Annotated in this window: 24 protein-coding genes; 8 read left to right on the top strand and 16 right to left on the bottom strand. The window is 68.4% G+C overall.

Going from position 1 to position 24501, the window contains the following annotated elements; genetic code table 11:
- Nucleotides 1-139: 139 nt before the first annotated feature.
- From LQZ85_RS14965 to LQZ85_RS14995, 7 genes are all read right to left on the bottom strand, one after another.
- On the bottom strand, nucleotides 140-856 hold the full coding sequence (locus LQZ85_RS14965; protein ID WP_053098309.1) for a GntR family transcriptional regulator: 717 nt from the start codon (nucleotides 854-856) through the stop codon (nucleotides 140-142).
- 5 nt (nucleotides 857-861) lie between these two features.
- Nucleotides 862-1875, bottom strand: a complete 1014-nt coding sequence (locus tag LQZ85_RS14970) for an aldo/keto reductase (protein ID WP_230101112.1) — start codon at nucleotides 1873-1875, stop codon at nucleotides 862-864.
- The gene (locus LQZ85_RS14975) at nucleotides 1872-3020 is read right to left on the bottom strand and encodes a mandelate racemase/muconate lactonizing enzyme family protein (protein WP_082586465.1); all 1149 of its coding nucleotides are present in this window, start codon (nucleotides 3018-3020) and stop codon (nucleotides 1872-1874) included. The genes LQZ85_RS14970 and LQZ85_RS14975 overlap by 4 nt, the downstream gene beginning before the upstream one ends.
- Complete coding sequence (locus tag LQZ85_RS14980; RefSeq protein ID WP_056275831.1) at nucleotides 3020-3883, bottom strand: carbohydrate ABC transporter permease; 864 nt, start codon at nucleotides 3881-3883, stop codon at nucleotides 3020-3022. Before LQZ85_RS14980 ends, LQZ85_RS14975 begins: the two co-directional genes overlap by 1 nt.
- Nucleotides 3876-4838 carry a sugar ABC transporter permease gene (locus tag LQZ85_RS14985; protein ID WP_230101113.1) on the bottom strand — a complete coding sequence of 321 codons (963 nt, stop codon included), beginning with the start codon at nucleotides 4836-4838 and terminating at the stop codon, nucleotides 3876-3878. Before LQZ85_RS14985 ends, LQZ85_RS14980 begins: the two co-directional genes overlap by 8 nt.
- Nucleotides 4839-4851: 13 nt before the next feature.
- The gene (locus tag LQZ85_RS14990) at nucleotides 4852-6108 is read right to left on the bottom strand and encodes a sugar ABC transporter substrate-binding protein (protein WP_230101114.1); all 1257 of its coding nucleotides are present in this window, start codon (nucleotides 6106-6108) and stop codon (nucleotides 4852-4854) included.
- Nucleotides 6109-6188: 80 nt separating this feature from the next.
- Nucleotides 6189-7532 (bottom strand): alpha-L-fucosidase, encoded by a 1344-nt coding sequence (locus LQZ85_RS14995; RefSeq protein WP_230101115.1) that lies wholly within the window; start codon nucleotides 7530-7532, stop codon nucleotides 6189-6191.
- 86 nt (nucleotides 7533-7618) lie between these two features.
- Here LQZ85_RS14995 and LQZ85_RS15000 point away from each other — a divergent pair, with 86 nt between their 5' ends.
- From LQZ85_RS15000 to LQZ85_RS15010, 3 genes are read left to right on the top strand one after another with little or no spacing between them, the layout of a single operon-like run.
- Nucleotides 7619-8947 carry an alpha-L-fucosidase gene (locus tag LQZ85_RS15000; protein WP_230101116.1) on the top strand — a complete coding sequence of 443 codons (1329 nt, stop codon included), beginning with the start codon at nucleotides 7619-7621 and terminating at the stop codon, nucleotides 8945-8947.
- A 15-nt stretch (nucleotides 8948-8962) separates the two neighbouring features.
- Nucleotides 8963-9289 (top strand): L-rhamnose mutarotase, encoded by a 327-nt coding sequence (locus tag LQZ85_RS15005; RefSeq protein ID WP_053098302.1) that lies wholly within the window; start codon nucleotides 8963-8965, stop codon nucleotides 9287-9289.
- A gap of 47 nt (nucleotides 9290-9336) precedes the next feature.
- Complete coding sequence (locus tag LQZ85_RS15010; protein WP_230101117.1) at nucleotides 9337-10836, top strand: hypothetical protein; 1500 nt, start codon at nucleotides 9337-9339, stop codon at nucleotides 10834-10836.
- Nucleotides 10837-10856: 20 nt separating this feature from the next.
- Here LQZ85_RS15010 and LQZ85_RS15015 read toward each other — a convergent pair whose 3' ends face one another.
- Entirely contained in the window at nucleotides 10857-11918 is a 1062-nt protein-coding gene (locus LQZ85_RS15015) for a LacI family DNA-binding transcriptional regulator (protein ID WP_230101118.1), read from the bottom strand.
- A 59-nt stretch (nucleotides 11919-11977) separates the two neighbouring features.
- Between LQZ85_RS15015 and LQZ85_RS15020 the strand changes: the two genes are divergently transcribed.
- Nucleotides 11978-13228, top strand: a complete 1251-nt coding sequence (locus LQZ85_RS15020) for an MFS transporter (RefSeq protein ID WP_230101119.1) — start codon at nucleotides 11978-11980, stop codon at nucleotides 13226-13228.
- 1 nt (nucleotide 13229) lies between these two features.
- Here LQZ85_RS15020 and LQZ85_RS15025 read toward each other — a convergent pair whose 3' ends face one another.
- A complete protein-coding gene (locus LQZ85_RS15025) occupies nucleotides 13230-13490 on the bottom strand; it encodes a response regulator (RefSeq protein ID WP_230101120.1) in 261 nt (86 codons plus the stop codon).
- 147 nt (nucleotides 13491-13637) lie between these two features.
- Here LQZ85_RS15025 and nucS point away from each other — a divergent pair, with 147 nt between their 5' ends.
- The gene (gene nucS, locus LQZ85_RS15030; protein WP_056275812.1) at nucleotides 13638-14333 is read left to right on the top strand and encodes an endonuclease NucS; all 696 of its coding nucleotides are present in this window, start codon (nucleotides 13638-13640) and stop codon (nucleotides 14331-14333) included.
- 63 nt (nucleotides 14334-14396) lie between these two features.
- Complete coding sequence (locus LQZ85_RS15035) at nucleotides 14397-15062, top strand: HAD hydrolase-like protein (protein WP_072590425.1); 666 nt, start codon at nucleotides 14397-14399, stop codon at nucleotides 15060-15062.
- 116 nt (nucleotides 15063-15178) lie between these two features.
- Here the strand turns inward: LQZ85_RS15035 and LQZ85_RS15040 are convergent, their stop codons facing one another.
- Nucleotides 15179-15385: a cold-shock protein gene (locus tag LQZ85_RS15040; protein ID WP_042540947.1), complete on the bottom strand. Its 207-nt coding sequence runs from the start codon at nucleotides 15383-15385 to the stop codon at nucleotides 15179-15181.
- Nucleotides 15386-15927: 542 nt separating this feature from the next.
- Between LQZ85_RS15040 and LQZ85_RS15045 the strand changes: the two genes are divergently transcribed.
- Nucleotides 15928-16746, top strand: coding sequence for a shikimate 5-dehydrogenase (locus LQZ85_RS15045; protein ID WP_285363590.1), 819 nt, complete (start codon nucleotides 15928-15930; stop codon nucleotides 16744-16746).
- A 30-nt stretch (nucleotides 16747-16776) separates the two neighbouring features.
- Here LQZ85_RS15045 and LQZ85_RS15050 read toward each other — a convergent pair whose 3' ends face one another.
- Nucleotides 16777-17610: an aldo/keto reductase gene (locus LQZ85_RS15050; RefSeq protein WP_230101121.1), complete on the bottom strand. Its 834-nt coding sequence runs from the start codon at nucleotides 17608-17610 to the stop codon at nucleotides 16777-16779.
- A gap of 35 nt (nucleotides 17611-17645) precedes the next feature.
- Entirely contained in the window at nucleotides 17646-18833 is a 1188-nt protein-coding gene (locus tag LQZ85_RS15055; protein WP_230101122.1) for an MFS transporter, read from the bottom strand.
- Between the two features lie 114 nt (nucleotides 18834-18947).
- Between LQZ85_RS15055 and LQZ85_RS15060 the strand changes: the two genes are divergently transcribed.
- Entirely contained in the window at nucleotides 18948-19397 is a 450-nt protein-coding gene (locus LQZ85_RS15060; RefSeq protein ID WP_230101123.1) for a MarR family transcriptional regulator, read from the top strand.
- A 15-nt stretch (nucleotides 19398-19412) separates the two neighbouring features.
- Here the strand turns inward: LQZ85_RS15060 and LQZ85_RS15065 are convergent, their stop codons facing one another.
- The 4 genes from LQZ85_RS15065 to LQZ85_RS15080 form a co-directional block, all read right to left on the bottom strand.
- Complete coding sequence (locus LQZ85_RS15065; protein ID WP_230101124.1) at nucleotides 19413-21758, bottom strand: FdhF/YdeP family oxidoreductase; 2346 nt, start codon at nucleotides 21756-21758, stop codon at nucleotides 19413-19415.
- Nucleotides 21748-22632: a formate dehydrogenase accessory sulfurtransferase FdhD gene (gene fdhD, locus LQZ85_RS15070; RefSeq protein WP_230101125.1), complete on the bottom strand. Its 885-nt coding sequence runs from the start codon at nucleotides 22630-22632 to the stop codon at nucleotides 21748-21750. The genes LQZ85_RS15065 and fdhD overlap by 11 nt, the downstream gene beginning before the upstream one ends.
- A gap of 66 nt (nucleotides 22633-22698) precedes the next feature.
- Complete coding sequence (locus LQZ85_RS15075) at nucleotides 22699-23379, bottom strand: ABC transporter ATP-binding protein (RefSeq protein WP_230101126.1); 681 nt, start codon at nucleotides 23377-23379, stop codon at nucleotides 22699-22701.
- Nucleotides 23376-24446, bottom strand: a complete 1071-nt coding sequence (locus LQZ85_RS15080; RefSeq protein WP_230101127.1) for an ABC transporter permease — start codon at nucleotides 24444-24446, stop codon at nucleotides 23376-23378. Before LQZ85_RS15080 ends, LQZ85_RS15075 begins: the two co-directional genes overlap by 4 nt.
- Nucleotides 24447-24501: the final 55 nt, after the last annotated feature.

Here is a 24501-nt window from a genome sequence, read left to right on the forward strand (position 1 = left end):
CAGGGCGGGCGGGTGTCGATATCGAGTTTACCTTGATATTCCGCGCTTCAGGGTCGATCATGTCGGCGCCCGACCATGCAAATGGTCGGTTTCCCCCGGATTTTCGGGCAATTTGCGCGATCTCGCACGCAGAATCAGCTCATTCGGATGCGTTCTCAGCCTGCCGAGCGAGCGCCGGACCGAGACGGTCGTACGAGTTCGCGATGTGCATCCTCATCGCCGCGGCGGCGGCTTCGGGGTCGCGTCGGCGCAGCGCGTCGAGGATGCTCTCGTGCTCGCTCACGGTGTCGTCTTCGAAGTCGTGGCGGAAGTTCAGCCGGTAGAGGTGCATGTGCGCACGCAGCCGCACGATGGCCTCCGACAGCAGCGGACTCTGCGCACTCTCCGCGATCAGGTGATGGAAGTGCAGATCCTCGTCGATGAACCGCCGGTAGTTGCGGAAGCGCTCGTCCTCATCGGGTGCCGACGCTGTACGCATCGTCACCACGGACTCCGCCAGCTCGGTCTCGGTCTCGTGGTCGAGATGCGCCGATGCACGCCGCGCCGCCTCCGGCTCCAGCAGCTCGCGCATGTCGTACAGATCGCGCAGGCCCGCCGCGTCGAGCAGAGGAGCTGCGACATAGCCCTTCAGCGCCCGCTTCGCGACGAGCCCTTCGGACTCGAGCCGCGTCAGCGCCTCGCGCACGGGCGTCGGAGACACGTCGAGGTCGCGGGCGACCGCGTCGATGTTGACCTTGGCTCCCGGTTCGATGACCTGGTCCATGAGCAGGCCGAGCACCGCGTCGTACACGTCGTCGACGAGCGCGCGCCGCGCCGGAAGCGGCCTCGGTCCGCGTGCCTCGTCGTCGCCGAACATGAGTCTCATCGTAGGGGGTGCCCTTCGTCGGCGATCAGACCGCGATCACGCAGATCGTCCCAGACCGCCTCGGCGACCGGGCGTGCGACGAGACGGCTGTTGCGCGCGACCTGCTCCGCGCTGGCACCGCCCATCACCACCGCGCCCACGGCGGGATGCGTCAGCGGATACTGTGCGGCCAGCTCGGGGAGTGTGGTGCCATGATGCCGGGCGACCCGGGCGATCGCCTGAGCCCGGGCGAGCACCGAGCGGTCCGCGGGGCCGTAGTCGAACGTGGCATCGCGAGCGGGAGCATCCGTCGCGAGGATTCCCGAGTTGAAGACGGCGGCGGCCAGCACCGTCACCGCACGCTCCCGGGCGATCGGGAGCAGGTCATCGGCGGCTGACTGGTCGAGCAGCGTCCAGCGCCCGGCGACCATCATGACGTCGGCATCCGTCTCCTGCACGAATCGCGTGAGCATGCCGCTCTGGTTCATGCCGGCACCGAACGAGCGGATGACGCCCTGGTCCCGCAGCTCGCTCAGGGCGGGGAAGGCACCCTCGAGCGCCTCGCGCTCGTGCTCATCGGGATCGTGCACGAGAGCGATGTCGATGCGGTCGAGTCCGAGGCGCTCGAGCGACTGCTCGACCGAGCGCAGCACGCCGTCGCGGGAGTAGTCGCGCACGCGCCGATGATCCGCCGGCACGTCGAACAGGTTGTCGAGGTCCGAGCGGCCCTCGGCATCCTGCGGAACCAGCAGGCGTCCGACCTTGGTCGAGACGATGCACTCCTCACGCGGGAGCTCACGCAGGCTCTCGCCGAGGCGTCGCTCGGCGAGGCCGAGACCGTAGTGCGGCGCGACATCGAAGTACCGCACGCCGCCCTCCCACGCGGCCGGCACGATCCGCGGCCACTCCCGGTGGTCCAGCGCCCGGTACAGATTGCCGAGCGCGGCAGCCCCATAGGCGACGGGCGGGGCGAGAAGCCCTCCGCGTCCGATCGCGACGGGCTTCGCTGCGGTGGAGACAGGCGCACTCATGACACGATCAGCCGGCCCAGGGCGTCATCGTTCCAGGGGATGCCGAGGCCCGCCTGGGTCGGCGCCCACCCGCGACCGTTCTCGATGCGGATCTCGCCCGTCGTGACCGCTCGCAGCTGCGGGATGTGCTCGAGGTACAGCGCGTTGGGGATCGCGCAGACGAGGGAGACGTGGAGCTCCATGAGGAAGTGCGGCGCGACGGGGGCGTTGAAGGACTCGGCCAGATGCGCGATCTTGAGCCACGGAGTGATCCCGCCGACCCGGGCGACGTCGGCCTGCACGATCGACGCGCCGCCACGCTGCAGGTGCTCGCGGAAGTGACCGAGCGAGTACATGCTCTCGCCGACCGCGATCGGCACCGACGTCGAGCGCGCCAGAAGACGATGCCCCTCGACGTCCTCCGCAGGCAGGGGCTCTTCGAACCAGAAGACGTCGACCTGCTCGAACAGCCGGGCTCGACGCACGGCTTCGGCGACCGTGAACGACTGGTTCGCGTCGACCATGATGTCCATGCCGGGTCCGACCGCGTCGCGCACGGCACGCAGTCGCTCGAGGTCCTGGTGCCCTCGCGGCATGCCGACCTTGATCTTCACGCCGCCCATGCCGCGCTCTTTGGCGGCGACCGCATGGGCGACGAGTTCGTCGGTGCGGAAGTGCAGCCATCCGCCCTCCGTGTCGTACACGGGCACGGAGGGCGACGCACCTCCGGCGGCGACCCAGAGCGGGAGTCCGGCGCGACGGGTCTTCGCATCCCAGACCGCGGTGTCGACCGCGGCGAGCGCGAGCGCCGTGATCGGCCCGACCGTGGTGGCGCGAGTGATGCCGAAGAGTGCGAGCCACAGCGCTTCGGGACGCTCGGCCTCGAGCCCGATCAGAGCGGGCAGCAGCGTCTCGCGCAGCATGCTGAGCACCGCCCCGCCGCCGGTGCCGATCGTGTAGCTGTAGCCGATGCCCTCGGTGCCGTCGGCGGTGCGCAGCCGCACGAAGATGGTCTCCTGCTTGACGAACGTCTGCAGGGCATCCGTGCGCTCGGTCTCGACGGGCAGGTCGCACAGCTGCGCCTCCGCGTGCACGATGCGGCTGCCGGCCGTCGCGTCCGCGACGGCCTCCCGCACGGGCTTCGTGGTGTGGTGTGTCGTGGTCATCAGCGTCCTCCGAGTCCGCCCAGGGTGACCCCCTTGATGAGCTGCCGTTGCAGCAGCAGCACGAGGATCAACGAGGGGATGACGGCCAGTGTCGATGCGGCCATGAGCAGCGACCACTGCGTGCCGAACTGACCGGTGAACATGCCGAGCCCGAGGGGCACCGTGGCCATGTCCTGCGTGTTGATGATGATCAGCGGCCACAGGTACGAGTTCCAATAGCCGATGAACGAGAACACCGCGAGCACGCTGAGCGGGGCGACCAGCTGCGGCAGCAGCACCGACCACAGGGTGCGCAGTCGCGAGGCGCCGTCGATCAGTGCCGCCTCCTCGTACTCCATGGGGATGGTGAGGAAGAACTGCCGCATCAGGAACGTGCCGAACGCGGTGAAGGCGAACGGGATGATGAGGGCCGCGTAGCTGTCGTTCCATCCCCAGCTGTTGATCATGATGAAGAGCGGGACGACGAGCACCTCCTGCGGCAGCACGAGAGTGAGCACGAACAGCAGGAAGAGCTTGTCGCGGTACTTGAACCGCAGTCGAGAGAAGGCGTAGGCCGAGAGCACGGCGACGACCACCGAGAGGGCGGCGCCGAGGATCGCGACGAACAGGCCGTTGAGGATGAAGCGTCCGAACGGCACGACGGTCCACGCCTCGACGAAGTTCGCCCAGCGGATCTCCGATCCGAAGATCTGCGGGGTGGCGGTGAAGACCTCGTTCTCGGGCTTGAGCGCCGTGAGGAACATCCAGATGAAGGGGAAAGCGAAGATCAGCGCGACCACGGCGATGGCCGCGGTGTTGAGCCACTCCTTGAGCGACTCACGGCGCTGACGCGCACGACGGGGCAGGCTCACGACGTCACTCATAGTTCACCCACCTGCGCTGGCCGACGAACTGCAGGGCCGTGATGAGCATCACGACGAGGAAGAGGATCCACGCGAGAGCGGATGCATAGCCGAGCCGATCGAAGACGAATCCGTTGCGGTACAGGTACAGCACGAAGGTGTTGGTGCTCTCTCCCGGCCCTCCCTGCGTGAGGAAGAGCGGCTGCACGAACACCTGGAACGCGCCGATCATCGTCATCGTGGAGCAGAAGAACAGCGACGGCGAGAGCAGCGGGAGGATGATGAAGCGCAGTCGCTGCCACGCCGAGGTGCCGTCGATGCGAGAGGCCTCGAGCAGTTCCTTCGGGATGGCGCTGAGTCCGGCCGACAGGACGATCACGTTGTAGCCGAACGACTGCCATACCGACATCGCGATGACCGAGGGCAGCGCCCACGCCGAGTCCGACAGCCAGTTCGGTCCGTCGACGCCGACGGTCGCGAGCATCGAGTTGACGAGACCGTCCTGCGAGAGCAGGAGTCGCCACACCAGCGCGTTGGCCACCATGGGCGTGATCACGGGGAGGAAGAAGATGACCCGCCACGCCCCGGCCGCCTTCATGCGCGTGCTGAGCCACAGCGAGATGGTGAGGGCGACGACCAGATTCAGCGCCGTGTACACGATCGCGAAGATCAGGGTGTTGCCGAGCACCGTGTAGAACGTCGGGTCGCGGAACAGCTTGACGTAGTTCTCGAAGCCGATGAAGTCGGGGCTGCCGAACAGCTTCCAGTCGAACAGGCTGATGAAGGCCGACCCGAACAGCGGAGTGAGGATGAAGAGGACGAACCCGATCATCCCGGGTGCGAGGAAGGCCACCGCCACCCAGGCTTGGCCGCGCCGTCGCGGGGGGCGGGGAACCCGCGGGGCGGGAGCGCCGAAGGGCACTCCCGCCCCGCCGGGCACGGGAGAGGAGGCCGTGGCCTCTCTCCGCTCGCTCATGATCGCCATCCGCTCAGCCCGCGACCGAGTTCTGGATGGTCTCCATGATCTCCTCCGCCGTCAGCTCACCCCGGTAGCCCTGCACTCCGTACTGGGTCATCAGGGTCTCGACCTGGTTCCAGGTCGGGGTGGTGCGCTGCGGGGTCGCATCGGCCAGCAGAGCCTCGACGACCTCGGCCGCACCCTCGGTCTTGCCCTCAGCCCAGGCCGGGAGCGCCTCGATGCGCGCCGGAACGATGCCGCGCGCCTCGGCCTGCTTCTCCTGCACCGACACCGAGGTCAGTGCCTCGATCGCCGCGAACGCCTCGTCCGGGCGGTCGCAGTTGGCCGCGATGCCGAAGCCCGAACCCGCCGTCATCGCGGCGGCCTCGCCGCTGGTCGACGGGACGATCGTGACGCCGAGCGTGAAGTCGGCGGCGTCGGCGAAGCTGCCGTACATCCACGGACCTTCGATCAGCATCGGCACCTCGCCCGAGGTGAAGGCCTGCTGCGAGACCTCCGAGCCGTCCGCCGCCTCGGGGGCGTTGGCGACCTGCTCGACCGACACCAGGTCGAAGAAGCTCTGGATCTGGTCGACGAAGTCGGGGTTCGTGAGGTCGAGCTCGCCGTCCTCGGTCACGGCCGGAACGCCGTCGGCGAGCGACCAGGCGTTCGGGATGAAGATGCCGGGTGCGAGCGCGAGGCCCTTCTTGTCGCCGTCGGTCAGCGCCTTCGCATCCGCGATGAACTGATCGCGCGTGTACTCGGTGCCGGGCAGTTCGAGACCCGCGGCCTCGAACGCCTCGACGTTGTAGAACAGCACGATCGGCTCGGCGTCGTAGGGGATCGCCCTGATCGTGCCGTCGACCGTCATGCCGCTGAGCATGGATGCGTCGATGTTCTCGATGTCGAAGTCGGACTTCTCGATCAGGTCGTCGAGCGGCATCAGCAGGTCGCCGAGCTCCTGCGCGCGGGCCGCCTGCGTGGTCAGCAGGCAGGGCGGGTTCGAGCCGCTGAGGCGGGTCTTCACCTTGGTCCAGTAGTCCGAGAAGCTGGGCCCCTCGACGGTGATGTCGAGGTCGGGATCCTCGGCCTGGGCGCCGTCGATGAAGTCAGCCCACTGCGCCTGATCGCCCTCGCTGGCGGCCCACGTGTAGAGCACGAGAGGGCCGCCGGCGTCGCCGCCTCCTCCTCCCGAGCCGCTGGCACAGCCGGCGAGGGTGAGAGCGGTGAGGCCCGCGACGCCTGTCAGGATGAGACGCTTCGCGCGTCGGGATGAGAGTGCATTCATTCTGTCTGCCTCCTTCATTGGATGCTGATTCGATGCGATGGGTGAGGGGGTGCTGCTCGGGGGTTCGGGTCGTGCTCGGGTCACTCGGAGAAGTCGATGGCGACGACGTCGATCAGGGCGCCGCTCGGTGCGGGGGCGACGATGCGCAGCTCGCCCAGGTCGTCGCCGGCGATCGAGGCCTCGTGCACCTCGAAGCTCGCGTCATGCTGCAGCTCGAGATCGTCGGCCAGGCGGTGCACCCGGGTGATGCGACGCACGGGCAGGCCCCGCACGATGATCTCGTCGACCGGCACCGCGGTCAGATGCAGGTAGAGGCGTCCGGCGCGCGCGGTCGTCGGCCCGTGGAAGTCGATGCCGACGGTGGGCTCGACACCGATCACGGACTCGGCGTGCGCGTGCATCCATTCCGCGAACTCGCCCAGCCGCTCCTGTTCGACCGCCGCCAGCGCACCGTCGGGACCGGGCCCCACGTTGAGCAGCAGATTGCCGCCGCGGGCGACGACGTCGATGAGGGTGACGAGCAGCGACCGCGCGGACTTCTCGTTGTCCGGCCCCGTGCGCCATGCCCAGTGATCGCCGATCGTGAGGCACAGCTCCCAGGGACCGGTCGGCGGGGTGAGCGGGAAGCCCTGCTCGGGGGTGCGGTAGTCGCCCTGGCCGGGCAGGCGGTCGTTGATGACGACATCGGGCTGCAGCTCCTTGATCAGGCGGCGCAGTGCCGGCGCCGTCCACTCGACGGCGGAGCGCTCCCAGTCGCCGTCGAACCAGAGCAGATCGATCTGCCCGTAGTTCGTGAGGAGCTCGGTCAGCTGCGCCCGCACGTAGTCGAGGTAGCGCGACCACTCCTCCGGACTCGACCGCCGGTGGCGATCGGTGGCGTCGGGGGTGTCGGCGAACTCGGCGAGGCCCGCGGCGGGCCAGTGCTCGAGCTTGTACGGCCGATCCTCATCGCGGAATGCCGGATAGTCGGGGTGGTTCCAGTCGGGGAGGCTGTAGTGAATGCCGACCTTCAGGCCCTCGGCGCGCACGGCGTCGACGAACTCACGGGTGATGTCGCGACCGAAGGGGCCGTGCTGCACGCCGAAGTCGGACTCCTCGGTGAAGAACATGTTGTATCCGGCATGGTGACGTGCCGTGAAGACGAGGTAGGTGGCTCCCGCTTCGCGGGCACGACGCGCGAGATCTGCGGCATCCCAGTTCACGGGGTCGAACGTCGAAGCCGTCGCCTGGTACTCGGCCACGGTCACGGCGTCTTCCACGGCATCCTCGCCCGGGATGATCGAACGTCCGACGAGGGGCCAGGAGATCTCGATGCCCTGCTGCGACGCCTGGTCCCAGTGCACGAAGAGGCCGAAGCCTGCGCCGCTGAACCACTCCCCACCGGGGATGCGCTCTGTGGGGCGTCGGAAGCCTGCGTCTGTCATCGAACCTCTCCTTTGAGTTCAAGATTTCCTATAGGATACGTGATAGACGAAACCGTTCACAAGGGTGTGATGAAAGGTGCCTACCGATGGCGATGTTCGAGACCGATCCTGTTCGTCCCGAGGCCTACCGCGAGTTCGAGCGACCGCTTCCCGAGTGGTTCCGCGGCGCCGCACTGGGGATCTTCGTGCACTGGGGGCCGTACTCGGTTCCGGCCTGGGCAGAGCCCACCGGTGAGCTCGGCGCCGTGCCACGGGACGAGTGGTACGCCCACAATCCCTATGCCGAGTGGTACGCCAACACCATGCGCATCGAGGGCTCGCCGACCCACCGGCATCACGAGGAGGTCTACGGCGGGGCTCCTTATGACGACTTCCTCGATGCCTGGAAGGCCGAGGAGTTCGACGCCGACGAGGTGCTCGCCGTGGTCGCGGCGACGGGCGCGCGGTACTTCATCCCCACGACCAAGCACCACGACGGCGTCACACTCTGGGACGCACCGGGAACGGATGGGCGCAACACCGTCGCCCGTGGCCCTGGCCAGGACCTCATCGGAGCCTTCGCCGACGCGACGCGCGCGGCCGGCCTCCGCTTCGGCGTGTACTACTCGGGCGGTCTCGACTGGCACTTCTCCGACCTGCCGCCCATCGACCATGACGGCGCCCCCGCCCCCGATGACCTCGCCTACGCGGAATATGCGCACGACCACGTCATCGACCTGATCGACCGCTATCGTCCCGACATCCTCTGGGGCGACATCCGGTGGCCGGCTGCGGGAATCGAGCCGGGGCCGAAGAGCATCGCCCACGCCTTCCAGACGTTCTACGCACAGGTTCCCGAGGGCGTCGTCAACGATCGCTGGGGCGAGTCCCACTGGGACTTCCGCACCAGCGAGTACGTGCACGGCACCGCAGTCGAGGTCGGCGAGGCGTGGGAGAACACCCGGGGGATCGGACTCTCGTTCGGCCACAACCGCAGGGAGACGAGCGAGCACCTGCTGTCGGCGCACGAGGCCGTGCTTCTGCTCGTCGACGTGGTCTCACGCGGCGGCAACCTGCTGCTCAACATCGGCCTCGAGGCGTCCGGCCGCATCCCCGATCTGCAACGAGAGACCCTCGAGGGCATCGGCCACTGGAACAGGCAGCACGGGCACGCCGTGTTCGGTGCGCGACCGGAAGAGCGGATGCCGGCGTCCGACGACCCCTGGCTGCGCTGGACACGCACGGATGACGCGGTGCACGCGGTCGTCGACCGGAACGGACACGTCGAGCTCCCCGATCCGCACGGCCTGCTCGACGAGAGCAGCGCACGGATCGGAGAGCATCCGGTGATCGCGGAACGCGTCGATGGTGCCATCCTGGTCGAGGTGGCGGACGCGACGACCCCGGTCGCGATCTCGTTCCAGCCCAGGGACTGACGGAAGGACCCTCTCATGCGCATCGCTCTGCACTCCGAGATCCGCGACGGCGCGGTCGACGACTACCGCACGAACCACGCCCGCATCCCGGATGCTCTCGCCGAGACCTTCGCGCGCATCGGCATCCACGACTGGACGATCTGGAGGTCGGGCCGGCGCCTGTTCCACCTGGTCGACTGCGATGACTGGGATGCCGCGGTCGCCGCGCTCGAGGACGATCCGGCCGACCACGCCTGGCAGGCCGACATCGGTCGCTTCGTCGAGCTCTTCCGCGACGAAGACGGCGCCGAGGGCACCGCTCCCCTGGAGCAGGTCTGGGATCTGAGGTCGCAGGTCTCCTGACCGCCCAGCTGCCCGGGTCTGCCGCGGGCTCGTGGCAGAGTAGCCCCGTGACTCGGACGTGGGTGCGCGAGCTGGCCGGCTGGATGTGCGCTGCCGCCGTGTCGATCGTCACCGCATCCGTGGTCGCGTCGTCAGCCCGGTCCGACCTGCTCTTCCGAGACGGCGATTCACTGGTCGTCGCGATGCTCGCGCGGTCGCTGCTGTCGGGAGAATCGCTCGACTGGGCGATGTCGAGCGTGCTGTTCCTGCCCGAGACCGCGGCGTTCACCGCGATCGACGCCGCCGTGCCTGCGACGGTGAACGGCCTCTTCGCGATCAGCGCGGTCGTCAATCTGCTCGCCCTCTATGGAGCCATCCGGCTCGTCGCCGGCCGCGGCCGCGCGGGCTCTGCGCCCGTCACCTGGTCCGTCGTCGCGCTCGGGGTGTTCGGCATGCTCGCGATGACCGATGTCTCGGCGTCGCGAGAGGCGCTCGACCTCGCATCTCTGCAGCTGACGACCACCTACTACTCGGCGACCGTGATCGGCGTCGTCATCACGGTGGGCATCGTTCGGCGCGTGATCGACGACGGCCGCCGCAGAGCCTCGCCGTCGATCGCTCTCGGCGCCGTCGCGCTCGTATCGGCTCTCTCGAACCCGCTGTACGCGGTGTGGGCGACCCTCCTCCTCGCGATCATCCTGGGCATCGTCGCCGTGTCGCCGTCGCGGCGTGCGCAGATCCTCGCCCTCATCGCGGTGCTGCTCGCCGGCACCACCGCGGGCTTCCTGGCTCGTATTCCGTTCGCGGCATGGATCGCGAACACCGGCGTCGGCTACGCGCAGCCCGACCACTGGCACGAGTCGGTCGGCTATTACGCACGGCTCATCGCCGAACGCGGTCAGAGCCTCCCCGGGCTGATCGGGCTGCTGGTCACCGTCGCCCTCATCGTCTTCGCCGTCGTGAGAACGGCGCAACAGGGCGACCCGGGAACCCGTCTCGTCGCCGCGATGGCCTGGGCGGCACCGATCGTCGTCGTCGTCGGGGCGATCGCGCTGGGCACGCATGCCGCGCGTTACCTGCAGCCTCTCGTCTTCGCTCCGGTGCTCGTGCTCGTCGCGTCACCTCGCGTGCTTCGCCTCCCCGCCCGCCTGCGTCGTTCGACCGCTGCCATCGTCGGCGTGGTGCTTCTCGTCGTCGGCGGCCTCAGCATCCCGCGCCTGACGGACGCGGCCGCCCGGCCGGACCCCGATCTCGCGTGCGTGACGGACTGGGTCGACGCCTCCGGTCGCACGGGCGCCGGACAGTTCTGGACCGTTCGTCTGCCCGCACTGCATGTCGCAGACCCCTCGCGCCTCGTCCAGGTCGATCATCAGCTCAACGGCTACGCGTGGCTGGTCAACCGCACGGACTTCGCAGTCGGCGAGGTGTCCTTCCTCGTCGAGGATTCGCAGACCGTGCCGTGGGATCTTCCGCAGGCGGTGCAGCCTGAGCGTGTGGTCGAGTGCGGCCGGTACTCGATCCTGGACTTCGGCAGTCAGACCCTGCCCCTGGGGCCGCAGCGCAGCTGAGCGAGACCGCAGCGACCCGGTCAGCGGGTTGGTGCCGCGGTGGTCGTTCCCTCGCGGAACCGGCACGTGAGGTGCAGGGTCTGGCCGGGTTCTCCTCGGAGCATCCGCGCGACCTGCTCTCCGGCGGCGCGCCCCTTCTCGACCGCCGGCTGCACGCTGGTCGTGAGCACGAGGTCGCCGAGCCCATCGGCGGCGATCCCGTCGAAACCCGCGACCGACAGGTCTTCGGGCACGCGCAGTCCCAGCTCCTCCGCGGCTCGAATGATTCCGACGGCGATCAGATCGCTCTGAGCGAGGATCGCCGTCGGCCGCGTCTCGGCATCCGCCAGCAGATGCCGTCCGGCGAGGAGCCCCTCGTCGATGAAGCTGCCTCCGGCCGAGATCGCGGGCGCGTCGGGAAAGATCTCGCGCATGCCGGTGAGGCGATCGATGGTCACATCCACCGTCGCCGCGTCGATTCGCTCCTGAGTGACCGGTCCCCGCTCGCGACGGGTGTCGAGCGGCAGCGTGACGAGTGCGACGTCGCGGTGTCCGAGGTCGCGCAGGTGACGTGCGACGTCCGCGGCCGCCGCGGAGTTGTCGAGCAGGATCTTCGGGATGCCCTCCCCCGCGTCACCCTCGATCACGACGACCGGCAGGCCCCGGCTGCGCACGATGTCGAGCGACGCCTTGGCGCGCCCCGAGCACCCGATCAGCACGACCGCATCGACGGGTGCGTTCGAGAGCGACGACTCGTCGTCTCCCGGCTCGTCGCGCATCAGCAGGATGCCGGCACTGAGCTCGGCCATCCCATCGGTCAGGCCGTCCATCATGGCGGTGGTCACCGGGTCGAGGAACGCCGCACGCAGGTGCCCCTCGAGCACGACCGCGACGATGCCGCTGCGTCCTCGACGCAGCGATGCGGCGCGCGGGTCGGGACCGGCATACCCGAGGGCCGCCGCCGCGGCGAGCACCCGCTCGCGCGTGGCCGGTGCGACGTTGGCCTTGCCGCTGAAGACGACGGATGCCGTCGACGTGGCAACTCCCGCCTCGCGTGCGACATCGGCGATCGTCGCTCGGCGCGGGCTGTCGTGGCTCGTCATACTCCGAGGATAGCCCCCCGGCTTCCCGATCATCGAATCGATTCGATATGCTGATCCGCATGGACACGGCTCTCTCCCGATCGCAGTACGTGCGCTGGCGCACCGCGATCTTCGCGATCTTCCTCGCCAGCGGTCTCTCGATCGCGACCTGGGCGTCCCGTGTCCCCGACATCAAGCTCGCCCTCGAGGTCGACAAGGCTCAGGTGGGCATGCTGCTGCTCGGCGCGGGCATCGCCTCGATCATCGGCATCTCGACCAGCCCCGCGATCATGGCACGCACCGGCGCGCGCCTCGGCATGATGGTGTCGATCTTCACCTTCGCCTCGGGCGTGGCCCTCATCGGCATCGGCGCCAACGTCCTCGGCTCGTACTCCGTGGTGCTGATCGGTCTCGTGCTGTTCGGACTCGGCAACGGCTGCGTCGACGTCATGATGAACGTCGAGGCCACCGCGATCGAGCAGCACTCGGGCAAGACGATCCTGCCCCTCTTCCACGCCTTCTTCAGCTTCGGCACCGTGATCGGCGCCGGGCTCGGGGCGCTTGCCGCACAGCTGCACATCGACGTCTTCACCCATACGCTCGTGATCGCCGTCGCGATCGCTGCCATCGGCATCGCCAGCATCCCGAACGTGCCGCGACGCGAAGAGGCGCTCGACCCCGCGGCCAACGACGCAGAGAAGCCGCACTGGCGGGAACGGATGGACGTCGCGATGTCCGCCTGGCGCGAACCGCGCACCTATGCGATCGGCGTCGTCATGCTCGGCATGTCGTTCGCAGAGGGCGGTGCCAACGACTGGCTCGCCCTCGGCGTCGCCGAAGACCACGGAGGCGGCACCGCACTGGGCGCCGCCGCGCTCGCGACGTTCTCGGTCGCGATGACCGTCGTCCGCGTCTTCGGAGGCCCACTGGTCGACAAGTTCGGCCGCGTCGCCGTGCTGCGCATCCTCGCGGTTGCCGCCGCATCCGGCATCCTGCTCTTCATCCTCGCCCCCAGCCTTCCTCTCGTCTTCGTGGGCGCAGCGCTGTGGGGCGTGGGCGCTTCTCTTGGCTTCCCGCTCGGTATGTCCGCCGCCGCAGACGACCCCGCCCAGGCGGCCGCGCGAGTGAGCGCAGCCGCGACGATCGGCTACATCTCGTTCCTGGGCGGCCCGCCCGTTCTCGGCTTCATCAGCGAGCACATCGGACTGCTCAACACGCTCTACATCCTCGTCGGCCTGGTCGTGTTGTCCGGCCTGTTCTCGGGTGCCGCGCGCCCGCTCCGCAAGGACGAGATGTCGACGCCGCCGGTCACCGCGAAGTCAGCCTCGTAGATCAGCGGGCGACAAGCAGACGTGGCGCCGGGCCTTCGAGTCGGGCGATGGCGATCTTCACCTCTCCGAGCTCGACGTCCACCTTCTCGAACCTCGCATCCATGCGCTGCTCGACCTTCTCGAACCGCGCATCCATGCGCTGCTCGAACATCTCGAACCGCGCATCCGTGCGCGTGATCATCCATCCGAAGCCTGCGGCAAGCCCCAGCAGCGTGGTCGCGACGGTCACGATCATGGTCACCAGCTCTATCGACACCGTCATCTCCTCATCCTTGACCTGTCCGCCCAGAATGTCAGGATCCAGTCCGATGTAATCGACGACGGGAGTCGATCCGCCGCAGATGTGGAAACTTCGGCGCTGATGCTGACATCAGCAGAACGAGTCGACCCGACGAAGTAGGCTCGACGGGTGCGTCTCGTCATCGCCCGCTGCTCCGTGGATTACACGGGCCGCCTCAATGCCCACCTCCCGCTCGCCACGCGTCTGCTCGTGCACAAGGGAGACGGGAGTCTGCTCGTGCACTCCGACGGCGGCAGCTACAAGCCGCTGAACTGGATGAGCCCGCCGTGCTCCCTCGCGGCCGAGGAACCCGGCGAGGAGGAGTCCATCGCCGGTGTCACCGAAGTATGGCGAGTGACGCACAAGAAGACCGGCGACGCGCTCCGCGTGCAGATCTACGAGATCCTGCACGACACCAACCACGACCTCGGCGTCGACCCCGGTCTGCAGAAGGACGGCGTCGAAGCCGATCTGCAGCGCCTGCTCGCCGAGCAGGTCGAGCGCATCTCCGACGGCGCGACCCTGGTGCGCCGCGAGTACCCGACCGCGATCGGTCCCGTCGACCTGCTCGTGAGGGATGCCGCCGGCGCGGCGATCGCTGTCGAGATCAAGCGGCGCGGAGACATCGACGGCGTCGAGCAGCTCACCCGCTATCTCGAGCTGCTGGGCCGCGACCCGCACCTCGCGCCGGTGCAGGGCGTCTTCGCCGCGCAGGAGATCAAGCCGCAGGCGCGGGTGCTCGCCGAGGACCGCGGCATCCGCTGCCTCGTGCTCGACTACGACGACATGAAGGGCATCGAGTCCGGCATCCCCCGCCTGTTCTGAGGCCATCTGCACAGATGTCCACCGCGGTCGGTCGCGTCGTGCACTGCCCATAGGCTGGAAGGTATGGCTTCTTCCCCCTATTCGTGCGTGCTCTGGGACGTCGACGGCACGATCGCCGACGCGTCGGTCGGCATCCTGCGCCGTCTGAACGTGGCCCTCACGCACTTCGGTCACCCTGCTCCCACGCGCGAACAGCTCGTGCACTGGATCGGGCCGCCCATGTTCGAGTCGTTTCAGGCGCAGGCGGCGATGACCCCCGAGCAGGCGACCGAGGCGGTCACCTTCTATCGGACACTCGGCAAGGCCGACGGATACACGACCGATGTCGCGACCTACCCGGGCGTGCCCGAGATCATCCGCGATCTGCACGCGGCAGGGGTGCCTCAGGCGACCGCCAGCTCGAAGCCCGAGATCCAGGTCGATGCGATCGTCGACTTCTTCGAACTGCGCCCGTACTTCCTCACGACGGTCGGTGCGACGCCCGACGAGGCGACGCTCGCGTCGAAGACCGACATCGTCGCCGAGGCGCTGCGCCGTCTGGCCGAGCGCGGTGCAGACATCTCACGCCCCGTGCTGGTCGGAGATCGCCATCACGACGTCGAGGGCGGCAACGCCAACGGAGTGCCGGTGATCTTCGTCGAGTGGGGCTTCAGCGACACGCACGAAGGCGATGAGGCCGCGTTCCGCGCCGCATCCGCCGACGAACTGCGCGCGCTGCTGCTCCACTGATCTCGGCCGACCGGAGGCCACCCGGCCGGGGTAATCCGGCCGGAAAGCACAGAACTCCCCGCCGGGGGTCGCAACGAGTGCAGACCTCCGGTCGGGGAGTTCTATGACGTCCGCTCTCAGAGCGGACGGATGTTCTCAGCCTGCAGGCCCTTGGGGCCCTGCGCCACGTCGAACTCGACTCGCTGGTTCTCTTCAAGAGAGCGGTAGCCGGATGACTCGATGGCGGAGTAGTGCGCGAAAACGTCAGCGCCGCCGTCGTCGGGGGAGATGAAGCCGAAGCCCTTCTCCGAGTTGAACCACTTAACCGTGCCCTGGGTGCTCATGTACTGCCTGTTCTGCTGGAAAGAAGCCGACGCAGGATGCCCCGACGTGCTCCACGCTAGTGGAGCACGCGCTGAGCGGAAGTCCTGATGTCAGCCCGTAACCCAAATGTTGCATGAGCGGTCGTCCGCGGTCACATGACAGGGCAGATGGAGACCCTCAGAAAATGGTGTGGCCCTCACCGCGGGGGGAGCGATGAGGGCCGAAGACGACCGGAGGGTGCGTCAGATTCCAGCTTAACCCCTCGCGCCTGCTTTTGTCCCCCATTTGGGGGACAGATTAGAAATTTGTGCGATGGAGACAAACGACAGCGGCCCTCTCGAGCAGTCCGTTGGGGACAGAACTACTCGAGAGGGCCCAATCGCATGCACGGATCGCCTTTGCCTCTGGGGAAGGCAGCCCGTCTCTGGGGAAGACGGAGACGATCAATCCCCTGTGCATGCACCTTCACCCTAGGGGAGTCCGTTCGATCCCGCCAAGGGGGGTTGACGATCGTCGTCATCGGTGGCAATGACGGGACGGACTGCGCGAGTAGCCTGGTGCGGTGACCATGCTGAACAAGGACATGACCCTGTGCATCTCGCTGTCTGCACGCCCGAGCAACAACGGCACGCGATTCCACAACTTCCTCTACGAGGAGCTGGGCCTGAACTGGATCTACAAGGCCTTCGCCCCGACCGACCTCGGCCAGGCGATCGCCGGCGTGCGCGGTCTCGGCATCCGCGGGTGCGCGATCTCGATGCCGTTCAAGGAAGACGTCATCGCGCTCGTCGACCGCATGGACCCTTCGGCGACGGCTATCGACTCGGTGAACACGATCGTGAACGACGACGGGGTGCTCACCGCCTACAACACGGACTACAGCGCGATCGCCCAGCTGATCGAGCGCAACTCCCTCGACCCTGCATCATCGGTGCTGCTGCGGGGCTCAGGCGGGATGGCCAAGGCCACCGCCGCCGCCTTCCGTGACGCCGGATTCAGCCGCGTCACGATCGCGGCCCGCAACGAAGCGCGCGGTCGAGGGCTGGCCGACCTCTACGGCTTCGCCTGGACGGCGGATGCGGATGCCGCCACCACCGACATCATCGTGAACATCACGCCGATCGGCATGGCGGGAGGCGCGGACGAGCACGCGCTGTCGTTCACCGAGGAGCAGATCGCGGCGGCATCCGTCGTGTTCGACGTCGTCGCCCTGCCGGCGGAGACGCCTCTGATCTCCGCCGGGCGCGCGGCCGGGAAGACCGTCATCACGGGCGCCGAGGTGGCGACCCTGCAGGCCCTCGAGCAGTTCGTGCTGTACACCGGCATCCGCCCCTCCGCCGCTCAGGTGCAGGCGGCCGAGGAGTTCATGCGGGCGCAGTGACCACTGCGCCCGCAGTCCGCCCCGAGGACCTCAGCCGTTGAACGCGGCGGGGTGGGGGCCGGTGCGACCGTCGCGCTCGAGGCGGTCGACCGCGGCCAGCTCGTCGTCGGTGAGCTCGAACCCGAACACGTCGAGGTTCTCGGCGATGCGAGCGGGGGTCACCGACTTGGGGATCACGATGCGTCCCTGCTGCAGGTGCCAGCGCAGCACGATCTGGGCCGGCGTCCGCTCGTGCCGCTCGGCGATCTCGACGACCGAGCGATCGGAGAGGACGGCGCCCTGGGCGAGCGGGCTCCATGCTTCGGTGAGGATCCCCCGCTGAGCGTTCGCCTCGGCGACCGCTCGGTTCTGCAGCGCCGGGTGGAGCTCGACCTGGTTGACGGCGGGCACGACGCGACCCTCGGAGGCGATGCGCGCGAGGTGCTCCGGTTCGAAGTTCGAGACGCCGATGGCTCGTACGCGCCCGTCCGCGTAGAGGCTCTCGAGCGCACGCCAAGTCTCGGGGTACGTCGCCAGAGCGGGCGCCGGCCAGTGGATCAGGTACAGGTCGAGGTGATCGAGGCCGAGCCGTTCGAGGGACGCGTCGTATGCGCGCAGGGCGGCGTCGTATCCGTGGTCGGAGATCCATGCCTTCGACGTCACGAACAGCTCGTCGCGAGGGATGCCCGACTCGGCGATCGCACGCCCGACGCCGGCCTCGTTGCCGTAGATCGCCGCGGTGTCGATGCTGCGGTACCCGGCGTCGAGGGCGGCAGCGACGGCGGCCGTGGTCTCGGCATCCGTCACCTGGAACACGCCGTATCCGAGCTGCGGCATCTCGATGCCGTTGTTCAGGGTGAGTGTGGGGACGATGGGAGCGTTCATGCTCGTGCTTCTTTCTCTCTCCGCGAATCGGGTGGTCACGCGGCGACGGTCTGCAGCGTGCCGGTGGGGGCGGGCGACGGCTTCCTGGCTGCGACCACGGCGATCACCATGACGACCAGGGCGGATGCGGTGATCGCGGCCCCGATCCAGATCGGCGAGGTGTAGCCGAGCCCTGCGGCGATGCCGAGGCCGCCCGCCCACGCGCCGAGGGCGTTGCCCACGTTGAAGGCGCCGATGTTGGCGCCGGAGGCGAGGGTCGGTGCACCGCCGGCGTAGTGCATGATGCGGCTCTGGAGCCCCGGAACCGTGCCGAATCCGAACGCGCCCATCAGAACGAGGATCGCGATGGTCACGGGCTGCGACCAGGCGAAGAAGCCGAACAGCACGAGCACGACGACCAGAGCCGCGATGAAGATCAGCAGCGTGCGGTCGATCGAACGGTCGGCCAGGCGTCCGCCGATCCAGTTGCCCGCGACGAGCCCGGCGCCGAAGAGCACGAGCAGCCACGGCACCGTGGTGTCTGCGAAGCCCGTGACCCCGGTGAGCGTGTAGGCGATGTAGGTGAAGGCGCCGAACATGCCGCCGAAGGCGAGCGCGGTGACGATGAGCGACAGCCACACCTGCCCGGACCGGAAGGCCCGGAGCTCGCTGCGCAGACTCACCTGCTGGCCTGCCGTCTTCGGTGCCGTGACCAGCAAGGCGATGCCCGCGAAGGCGACGATGCCGATGGCGGAGATGACCCAGAACGTCGACCGCCAGCCGAACTGCTGTCCGAGGAAGGTTCCGAACGGAACACCGAACACGTTCGCCGCTGTGAGGCCGGTGAACATGATCGCGATCGCCCGCGCCTTCTTCTCGGGGGCGACGAGGTCGGCGGCGACGACGGATCCGATGCCGAAGAACGCTCCATGGCACAGCGCCGCGACGATGCGTCCGATCATGGCGGTCGTGTAGTCGGGAGCGAGGGCGGTGATCGCATTGCCGACGATGAACAGCACGACGAGGCCGAGCAGCACCGGTTTGCGGGGCAGACGGGTCGTTGCGGCGGTGAGGCCGAGTGCACCGACGACCACGCTGAGCGCGTAGCCCGAGATGAGCCAGCCGGCCGTGGCCTCGGTGACCCCGAAGTCCGCGGCGACGTCGGGGAGGAGCCCCATGATCACGAACTCGGTGAGTCCGATCCCGAAGGCGCCGATGGCGAGTGCGATGAGTCCGAGTGGCATGGGTGTGCTCCGTGGTCCTCTGCTAAAGTAGTTGCAGACGCGGGATATTGCGTCACGAGGGATAATCATTGCATACGCAACTATCCCGCGCAAGCAACTACTTCGGAGGTCACTGTGGGCATCTCAGACGACGCTGTCGAGATCCGGGCACGCGGCTGGCGAACGCTCGCCGCTCTGCACGGGATCATCGAGGCCGACCTCGAGAAGGCACTGGGCGCATCCGTCGGCCTGTCCGTCGTCGAGTACACGGTGCTCGACGCCCTCAGCAGACAGGACGGCTGGCACATGCGCATGCAGCAGCTCGCCCGCGCGACCGCGCTGAGCCCGAGCGCCACGACGCGTCTCGTGACACGGCTCGAAGACCGCGGGCTGCTCACCCGCATCCTCTGCGCCGACGACCGTCGGGGCATCTACACCGAGCTCACCCCGGCGGGCCTGACGCTCTACGAGAACGCGCATCCGGTCCACGACGAGACCCTCGAGCGTGCTCTCGGCGAGGCGGTCACGCAGCCCGAGCTGGCCCCCGTCGTGCACGCTCTTCAGGCAGTGACCGTCGACGCCTGAGTCAGGCGAGCGCCCTCACGCGCTCGCGCGCGAGACCGTCACCTGGATGCTCTTCATCAGCGGCTGGTCGCTCTGGACGCTGAAGTCCTTGCGACCGATCAGCACATTCATCTCCGGCATGTACCCGGCGGCGCTGCCGCGCGGCAGGTCGTACGGAACCGCGCGGAACGCCTTCAGCATCCGTGTCGACCCGTCTTTCGACGTCGACACGATGTCGACCAGATCGCCCTCGACGAGGCCGCGATCGCGCATGTCGTCCTCATGCAGGAAGACGAGCTCGCGCAGGTTCTTGACGCCTCGGTACCGGTCGTCGTTGGAGTAGATCGTGGTGTTCCACTGGTCGTGCGAGCGCACCGTCTGCAGCACGAGGGTGTCGGCGGACTCGGGGATGACGTTCGGCAGTGGAGCCAGGGAGAATTCGGCACGGCCCGACGGCGTCTCGAACACGCGGTCCCTGGCGGGCTGCGGAATGCGGAACCCGTGCCGGTCGCGGATCAGGTCGTTGAAGCCCTCGAACCCCGGCAGCACCTTCGCCATCACATCGCGGATGTTGTCGTAGTCGCCGACGTACCAATCCCAGGGCGTCGCCGTGTGCGGCAGGGTCGCCTTCGCGATGCCGGCGATGATCGCCGGCTCCGACCTCAGATAGGCGGATGCCGGCTGCTTGCGTCCCCTCGAGAGGTGCACCATGCTCATCGCATCCTCGACGGTGACGCCCTGCGGGCCCTGCGCCTGCTGGTCACGCTCGGTGCGGCCGAGACACGGCAGGATCAGGGCCTTCTCGCCATGCACGAGATGGCTGCGGTTCAGCTTCGTGCTCACCTGCACCGTCAGGCGGCACTTCTCGAGCCCCTGCGCGGTGAACGGGGTGTCGGGCGCAGCGAGCACGAAGTTGCCGCCCATGCCGACGAACACCTTCACGCGCCGGTCATGCATCGCCTCGATCGTGCGGACGGTGTCGAGCCCCGGATGCCGCGGCGGCTCGATGCGACAGACCTCCGCGAGGCGGTCGAGCCACGCCTCCGTCGGCCGGTGATCGATGCCGCACGTGCGGTTGCCCTGCACGTTGCTGTGTCCGCGGATCGGCGACGGGCCCGCCCCCTTGCGGCCGATGTTGCCGCGCAGGAGCAGCAGATTGACGATCTCGCGCACCGTGTCGACGCCGTGCTCGTGCTGACTCACGCCGAGGCACCAGCTGATGATCGTGCGCTCCGAGGCCAGATAGACCGCAGCGGCGGCGCGGATCTGCTCTTCCGTGAGGCCGGACTGAACGACGAGATCTGCCCAGCTCGTGGCGTCGACCAGTGCGCGGTACTCGTCGATGCCGTTCGTCAGAGTGCTGAGGAATTCGCTGTCCAGCACCGACGGGTCGGTGGCGGCGGCTTCGAAGACGACCTTCGACATGCCGCGGATCAGCGCCAGATCGCCCCCCGGGCGCACCTGCAGGTTCATGGTGCTCGTGTCCGTCGCCGCGAAGCGCGCCATGTCGACGAAGTCGTGCGGCACGATCGTCCGGGTCGCCCCGGCCTCGACGAGCGGGTTGACGTGCACGACCTGCGCGCCGCGCTTCACGGCATCCGAGAGCGCGGTGAGCATGCGGGGGGCATTGGATGCCGCGTTGACGCCGAGCACGAAGAGGGCGTCGCAGTCGTCCCAGTCGTGCATGTCGACAGTGCCCTTGCCGGTCGCGATCGACGCCTTGAGCGCGCGTCCGGAGGCCTCGTGGCACATGTTCGAGCAGTCGGGCAGGTTGTTGGTGCCGTACTCGCGCACCATCAGCTGATACAGGAAGGTCGCCTCGTTGCTCAGACGCCCCGAGGTGTAGAACGCGGCCTCGTCGGGACTGTCGAGCGCCTGCAGCTCGTCGCCGACGAGCGCGAAGGCGTCGTCCCACGAGATCGGCACGTAGTGATCGGTGGCGGCGTCGTAGACCATCGGCTCGGTGAGACGACCCTGGTCCTCCAGGTCGAAATCGGGCCACGTCGCGAGCTCGGTGACCGAATGCTCGGCGAAGAACCGGCGGTCGACGCGCTTGCGCGTCATCTCCCACGTGACGTGCTTGATGCCGTTCTCGCAGATGTCGAGCTTCAGATTGCCCGGGTCGTCCGGCCACGCGCATCCGGGGCAGTCGTAGCCCGACACGGGGTGGTTCATCTGCAGCATCGCGAGCGGTCCGGCGATGGGCTCTCGCTGATCCAGCACCACCCGCCCCACCGACACGGCGGCTCCCCACCCGGCGGCCGGATGCCGGTACGGCTTGCGCGACCACGGTCGATCGGTGCGAGGGCCGTATCCGCCCTGACGCGGCTCGGCGGGCATCAGCCCGAACGCGGTGCCGATGGGTCCCTGGCTATCGAGCATGGCGTGCCCCTTCTTCGGCGTGCGCAGACGGGGCGAGCCCGTCGAGGCGCACCCGATGCGCGTGCGAATAGATGTTCATCGAACGCCCTCGGACGAACCCGATGAGCGTCACCCCGGCCTCCTCGGCGAGCTCGGCGGCGAGAGACGAGGGGGCCGAGACGGCACTGAGCAGGGGGATGCCGGCCATCGCGGCCTTCTGCACCAGTTCGAAGCTCGCCCTGCCCGAGACCTGGAGGATCTGCCGACGCAGGGGAAGCCGGTCGTTCAGCAGCGCCCACCCCACCACCTTGTCGACGGCGTTGTGACGCCCGACGTCTTCGCGCAGCACGAGCAGCTCGCCCGAGTCGGCGTCGAACAGCGCGGCGGCGTGCAGACCACCGGTCTTGTCGAACGCCGCCTGCTCGGCGCGCAGCCGATCAGGGAACGACGCGATCTGCTCGGCCCCGACCTGGACATCGTCGACGGACACCGGATGCCGCGACACCGTGCGGACGGCGTCGATGCTGGCCTTGCCGCAGACCCCGCAGGAGCTGGTCGTGTAGAAGCGCCGAGCGGCCTCGGGGTCGGGAAGCGCGACGCCGTGAGCGAGGCCGATGTCGAGCACGTTGTAGGTGTTCTCCTGTCCACCGGTGCCGGGGCCACCGCAGTGGATCGCCGAATGGAAGTCTTCGGCCTGGGCGATGATCCCCTCGGACACGAGGAACCCCGCCGCGAGCTCGACGTCATGCCCCGGAGTGCGCATCGTGACGGCGAGCGGTGAGCCTGCGACCCGGATCTCCAGGGGCTCCTCGACGGCGAGCGTGTCGGCACGCCGAGTGGCTCCCTCCCCGAGAGTGAGCTTCAGTATCGGTCTCCGCGTCGTGATCCGCCCCACACGAGCGAGCGTACTCCGCGGTCACGGGATCGCCTCATACCCATCTCACCCGGTGCCCGGGTCAGCCTACCGCGTGACGCGACCGTCCACGAGGTGCAGCACCCCGTGCATGCGCGGCAGGTGCACGAGGTCATGGGTGACGAGCAGCGTCGAGGTGTTGCGCTCATCGGTGAGTCGGAGGATGAGGTCGATGATCTTCGCTCCGCGCTCCTGGTCGAGAGCGCTGGTGGGCTCGTCGACCAGAAGCACGCTCGGATCGTTCATGAGCGCTCGCGCGATGTTGACTCGCTGACGCTGTCCGCCGGAGAGCTGGTGCGGCCTCTTGTGACCGTGCTCGGCGAGGCCGACCGCGGCGAGCAGCTCATCCGCACGGGATGCCGCGGCGGCGCGATCGCGGCGGCGGCTGCGCGGCACACCGAGCTCGTTCATGACGCTCAGCTGCTCTCGGGCCGTCAGAGAGGGGATGAGGTTGGGCTGCTGGAAGACGATCCCGATCCGGTCCCGCCGCAGACGCGTCGCCTCGGCCGGACTGAGGGCCGTGACGTCGTTCCCGTCGATGAGGATCTCGCCGGAGTCCGGACGCAGGAGGGTGCCGGCGACGGCGAGCAGACTGGACTTTCCCGAGCCGCTGGGCCCCGTGATGCCGGTGACGGTTCCGGGGTGAGCCGTGAGTGAGACACCGTCCACGGCGGTCACCCGCGAGTCACCGTCGGGGAAGGTCAGAGTGATGTCGTTCAGGCGGATCATCGGTTGCTCCCGAGGGCGGTGAGAGGGTCGGCGGAGGTGACGGAGCGCAGGGCGAAGGCGGCGCCTGCGAGGCCGAGGGCGATCATGATGCCGCCCGGAAGGATGGTCGTGACAGGACTCAGCAGGAACGGGAGGGCGGTGCCCGCGAGCAGGCCGAGCGCGGTGACCAGGCTCAGCCCGATGCCGATGCCCGCCAGCAGGACGATCAGCGCCTGCCCCAACGCGTCTCGGATCAGGGAGCGCGTGCTCGCGCCGAGCGCTTTGAGGACGGCGACATCGCCCTTGCGCTGCATCGTCCAGACGGTGAAGAACGCCCCGATGACGAGTCCCGAGATGCCGAACAGCATGCCGACCATGAGCAGGAGCGATCCGATCTCGGAGCGGAAGGCGCTGAGTGCCGTCAGCGATCCGAGCGTCGTCTCGGAGATCGTGTCGTTCGCCGCATCCGCGGCATCCCAGTCGGGGGATCCCGTGACAGCGAGGACCGTGGCGTAGGCGTCAGGGTTTCCGGTGGATGCCGAGTACGCCTGCCAATCCTGCAGGGTCATCTGCACGACCGGGGTGTGGCTGTACCAGCCGTCTCCCTCGATCGACTCGACGTCGTAGGAGACGCCCGCGATCTCGATCTGCTCACCGACCTTCGCGGCGAGCGCGTCCGCCGCGGGCACCGACAGGCGCAGCCGTCCGTTCTCGGAGGGGGCGGCAGCGTCGAAGCCGGGCTCGACACCGAACACCGCGATCGCGGCCCGGGTGTCGTCCGTCTCGGCGCGGGTCTGACTGATGCCGAGGGGGCGCGCGTCGGTCACCCCTGCCGTCTGCGCCCAGTCGTTCGCCTGCTGCTCGGTGATGGCGGAGTCCGCGAAACTGGCCGCACCGTCGCCGCCCGAGGGTGCGGAGAACACGATGCGGTCTGCGGGGAGCGCGAGCACGCCCGAGACGTTCTGGATGGCGAGGCCCCCCGTCAGTCCGCTGAGGAACCCGACGAGAAGGGTGATGAGGGCGACGACGGAGCCGATGAGGATGAATCGCCCCTTGGCGAAGCGGAGATCGCGTAACGCGACGAACATTGTGGTGCCTTTCCTGTCTCCGATGCGGTGACCATTCCACTTTCGCCGTCGGCCC

This window comes from Microbacterium sp. Bi98 (assembly GCF_918698045.1).
Taxonomy (GTDB): domain Bacteria; phylum Actinomycetota; class Actinomycetes; order Actinomycetales; family Microbacteriaceae; genus Microbacterium.

Coding starts and splice junctions, on each gene's coding strand:
- LQZ85_RS14965 (WP_053098309.1), bottom strand. CDS start 856: ATGTTCGGCGACGACGAGGCACGCGGACCGAGGCCGCTTCCGGCGCGG.
- LQZ85_RS14970 (WP_230101112.1), bottom strand. CDS start 1,875: ATGAGTGCGCCTGTCTCCACCGCAGCGAAGCCCGTCGCGATCGGACGC.
- LQZ85_RS14975 (WP_082586465.1), bottom strand. CDS start 3,020: ATGACCACGACACACCACACCACGAAGCCCGTGCGGGAGGCCGTCGCG.
- LQZ85_RS14980 (WP_056275831.1), bottom strand. CDS start 3,883: ATGAGTGACGTCGTGAGCCTGCCCCGTCGTGCGCGTCAGCGCCGTGAG.
- LQZ85_RS14985 (WP_230101113.1), bottom strand. CDS start 4,838: ATGAGCGAGCGGAGAGAGGCCACGGCCTCCTCTCCCGTGCCCGGCGGG.
- LQZ85_RS14990 (WP_230101114.1), bottom strand. CDS start 6,108: ATGAATGCACTCTCATCCCGACGCGCGAAGCGTCTCATCCTGACAGGC.
- LQZ85_RS14995 (WP_230101115.1), bottom strand. CDS start 7,532: ATGACAGACGCAGGCTTCCGACGCCCCACAGAGCGCATCCCCGGTGGG.
- LQZ85_RS15000 (WP_230101116.1), top strand. CDS start 7,619: ATGGCGATGTTCGAGACCGATCCTGTTCGTCCCGAGGCCTACCGCGAG.
- LQZ85_RS15005 (WP_053098302.1), top strand. CDS start 8,963: ATGCGCATCGCTCTGCACTCCGAGATCCGCGACGGCGCGGTCGACGAC.
- LQZ85_RS15015 (WP_230101118.1), bottom strand. CDS start 11,918: ATGACGAGCCACGACAGCCCGCGCCGAGCGACGATCGCCGATGTCGCA.
- LQZ85_RS15020 (WP_230101119.1), top strand. CDS start 11,978: ATGGACACGGCTCTCTCCCGATCGCAGTACGTGCGCTGGCGCACCGCG.
- LQZ85_RS15025 (WP_230101120.1), bottom strand. CDS start 13,490: ATGACGGTGTCGATAGAGCTGGTGACCATGATCGTGACCGTCGCGACC.
- LQZ85_RS15035 (WP_072590425.1), top strand. CDS start 14,397: ATGGCTTCTTCCCCCTATTCGTGCGTGCTCTGGGACGTCGACGGCACG.
- LQZ85_RS15040 (WP_042540947.1), bottom strand. CDS start 15,385: ATGAGCACCCAGGGCACGGTTAAGTGGTTCAACTCGGAGAAGGGCTTC.
- LQZ85_RS15050 (WP_230101121.1), bottom strand. CDS start 17,610: ATGAACGCTCCCATCGTCCCCACACTCACCCTGAACAACGGCATCGAG.
- LQZ85_RS15055 (WP_230101122.1), bottom strand. CDS start 18,833: ATGCCACTCGGACTCATCGCACTCGCCATCGGCGCCTTCGGGATCGGA.
- LQZ85_RS15065 (WP_230101124.1), bottom strand. CDS start 21,758: ATGCTCGATAGCCAGGGACCCATCGGCACCGCGTTCGGGCTGATGCCC.
- LQZ85_RS15075 (WP_230101126.1), bottom strand. CDS start 23,379: ATGATCCGCCTGAACGACATCACTCTGACCTTCCCCGACGGTGACTCG.
- LQZ85_RS15080 (WP_230101127.1), bottom strand. CDS start 24,446: ATGTTCGTCGCGTTACGCGATCTCCGCTTCGCCAAGGGGCGATTCATC.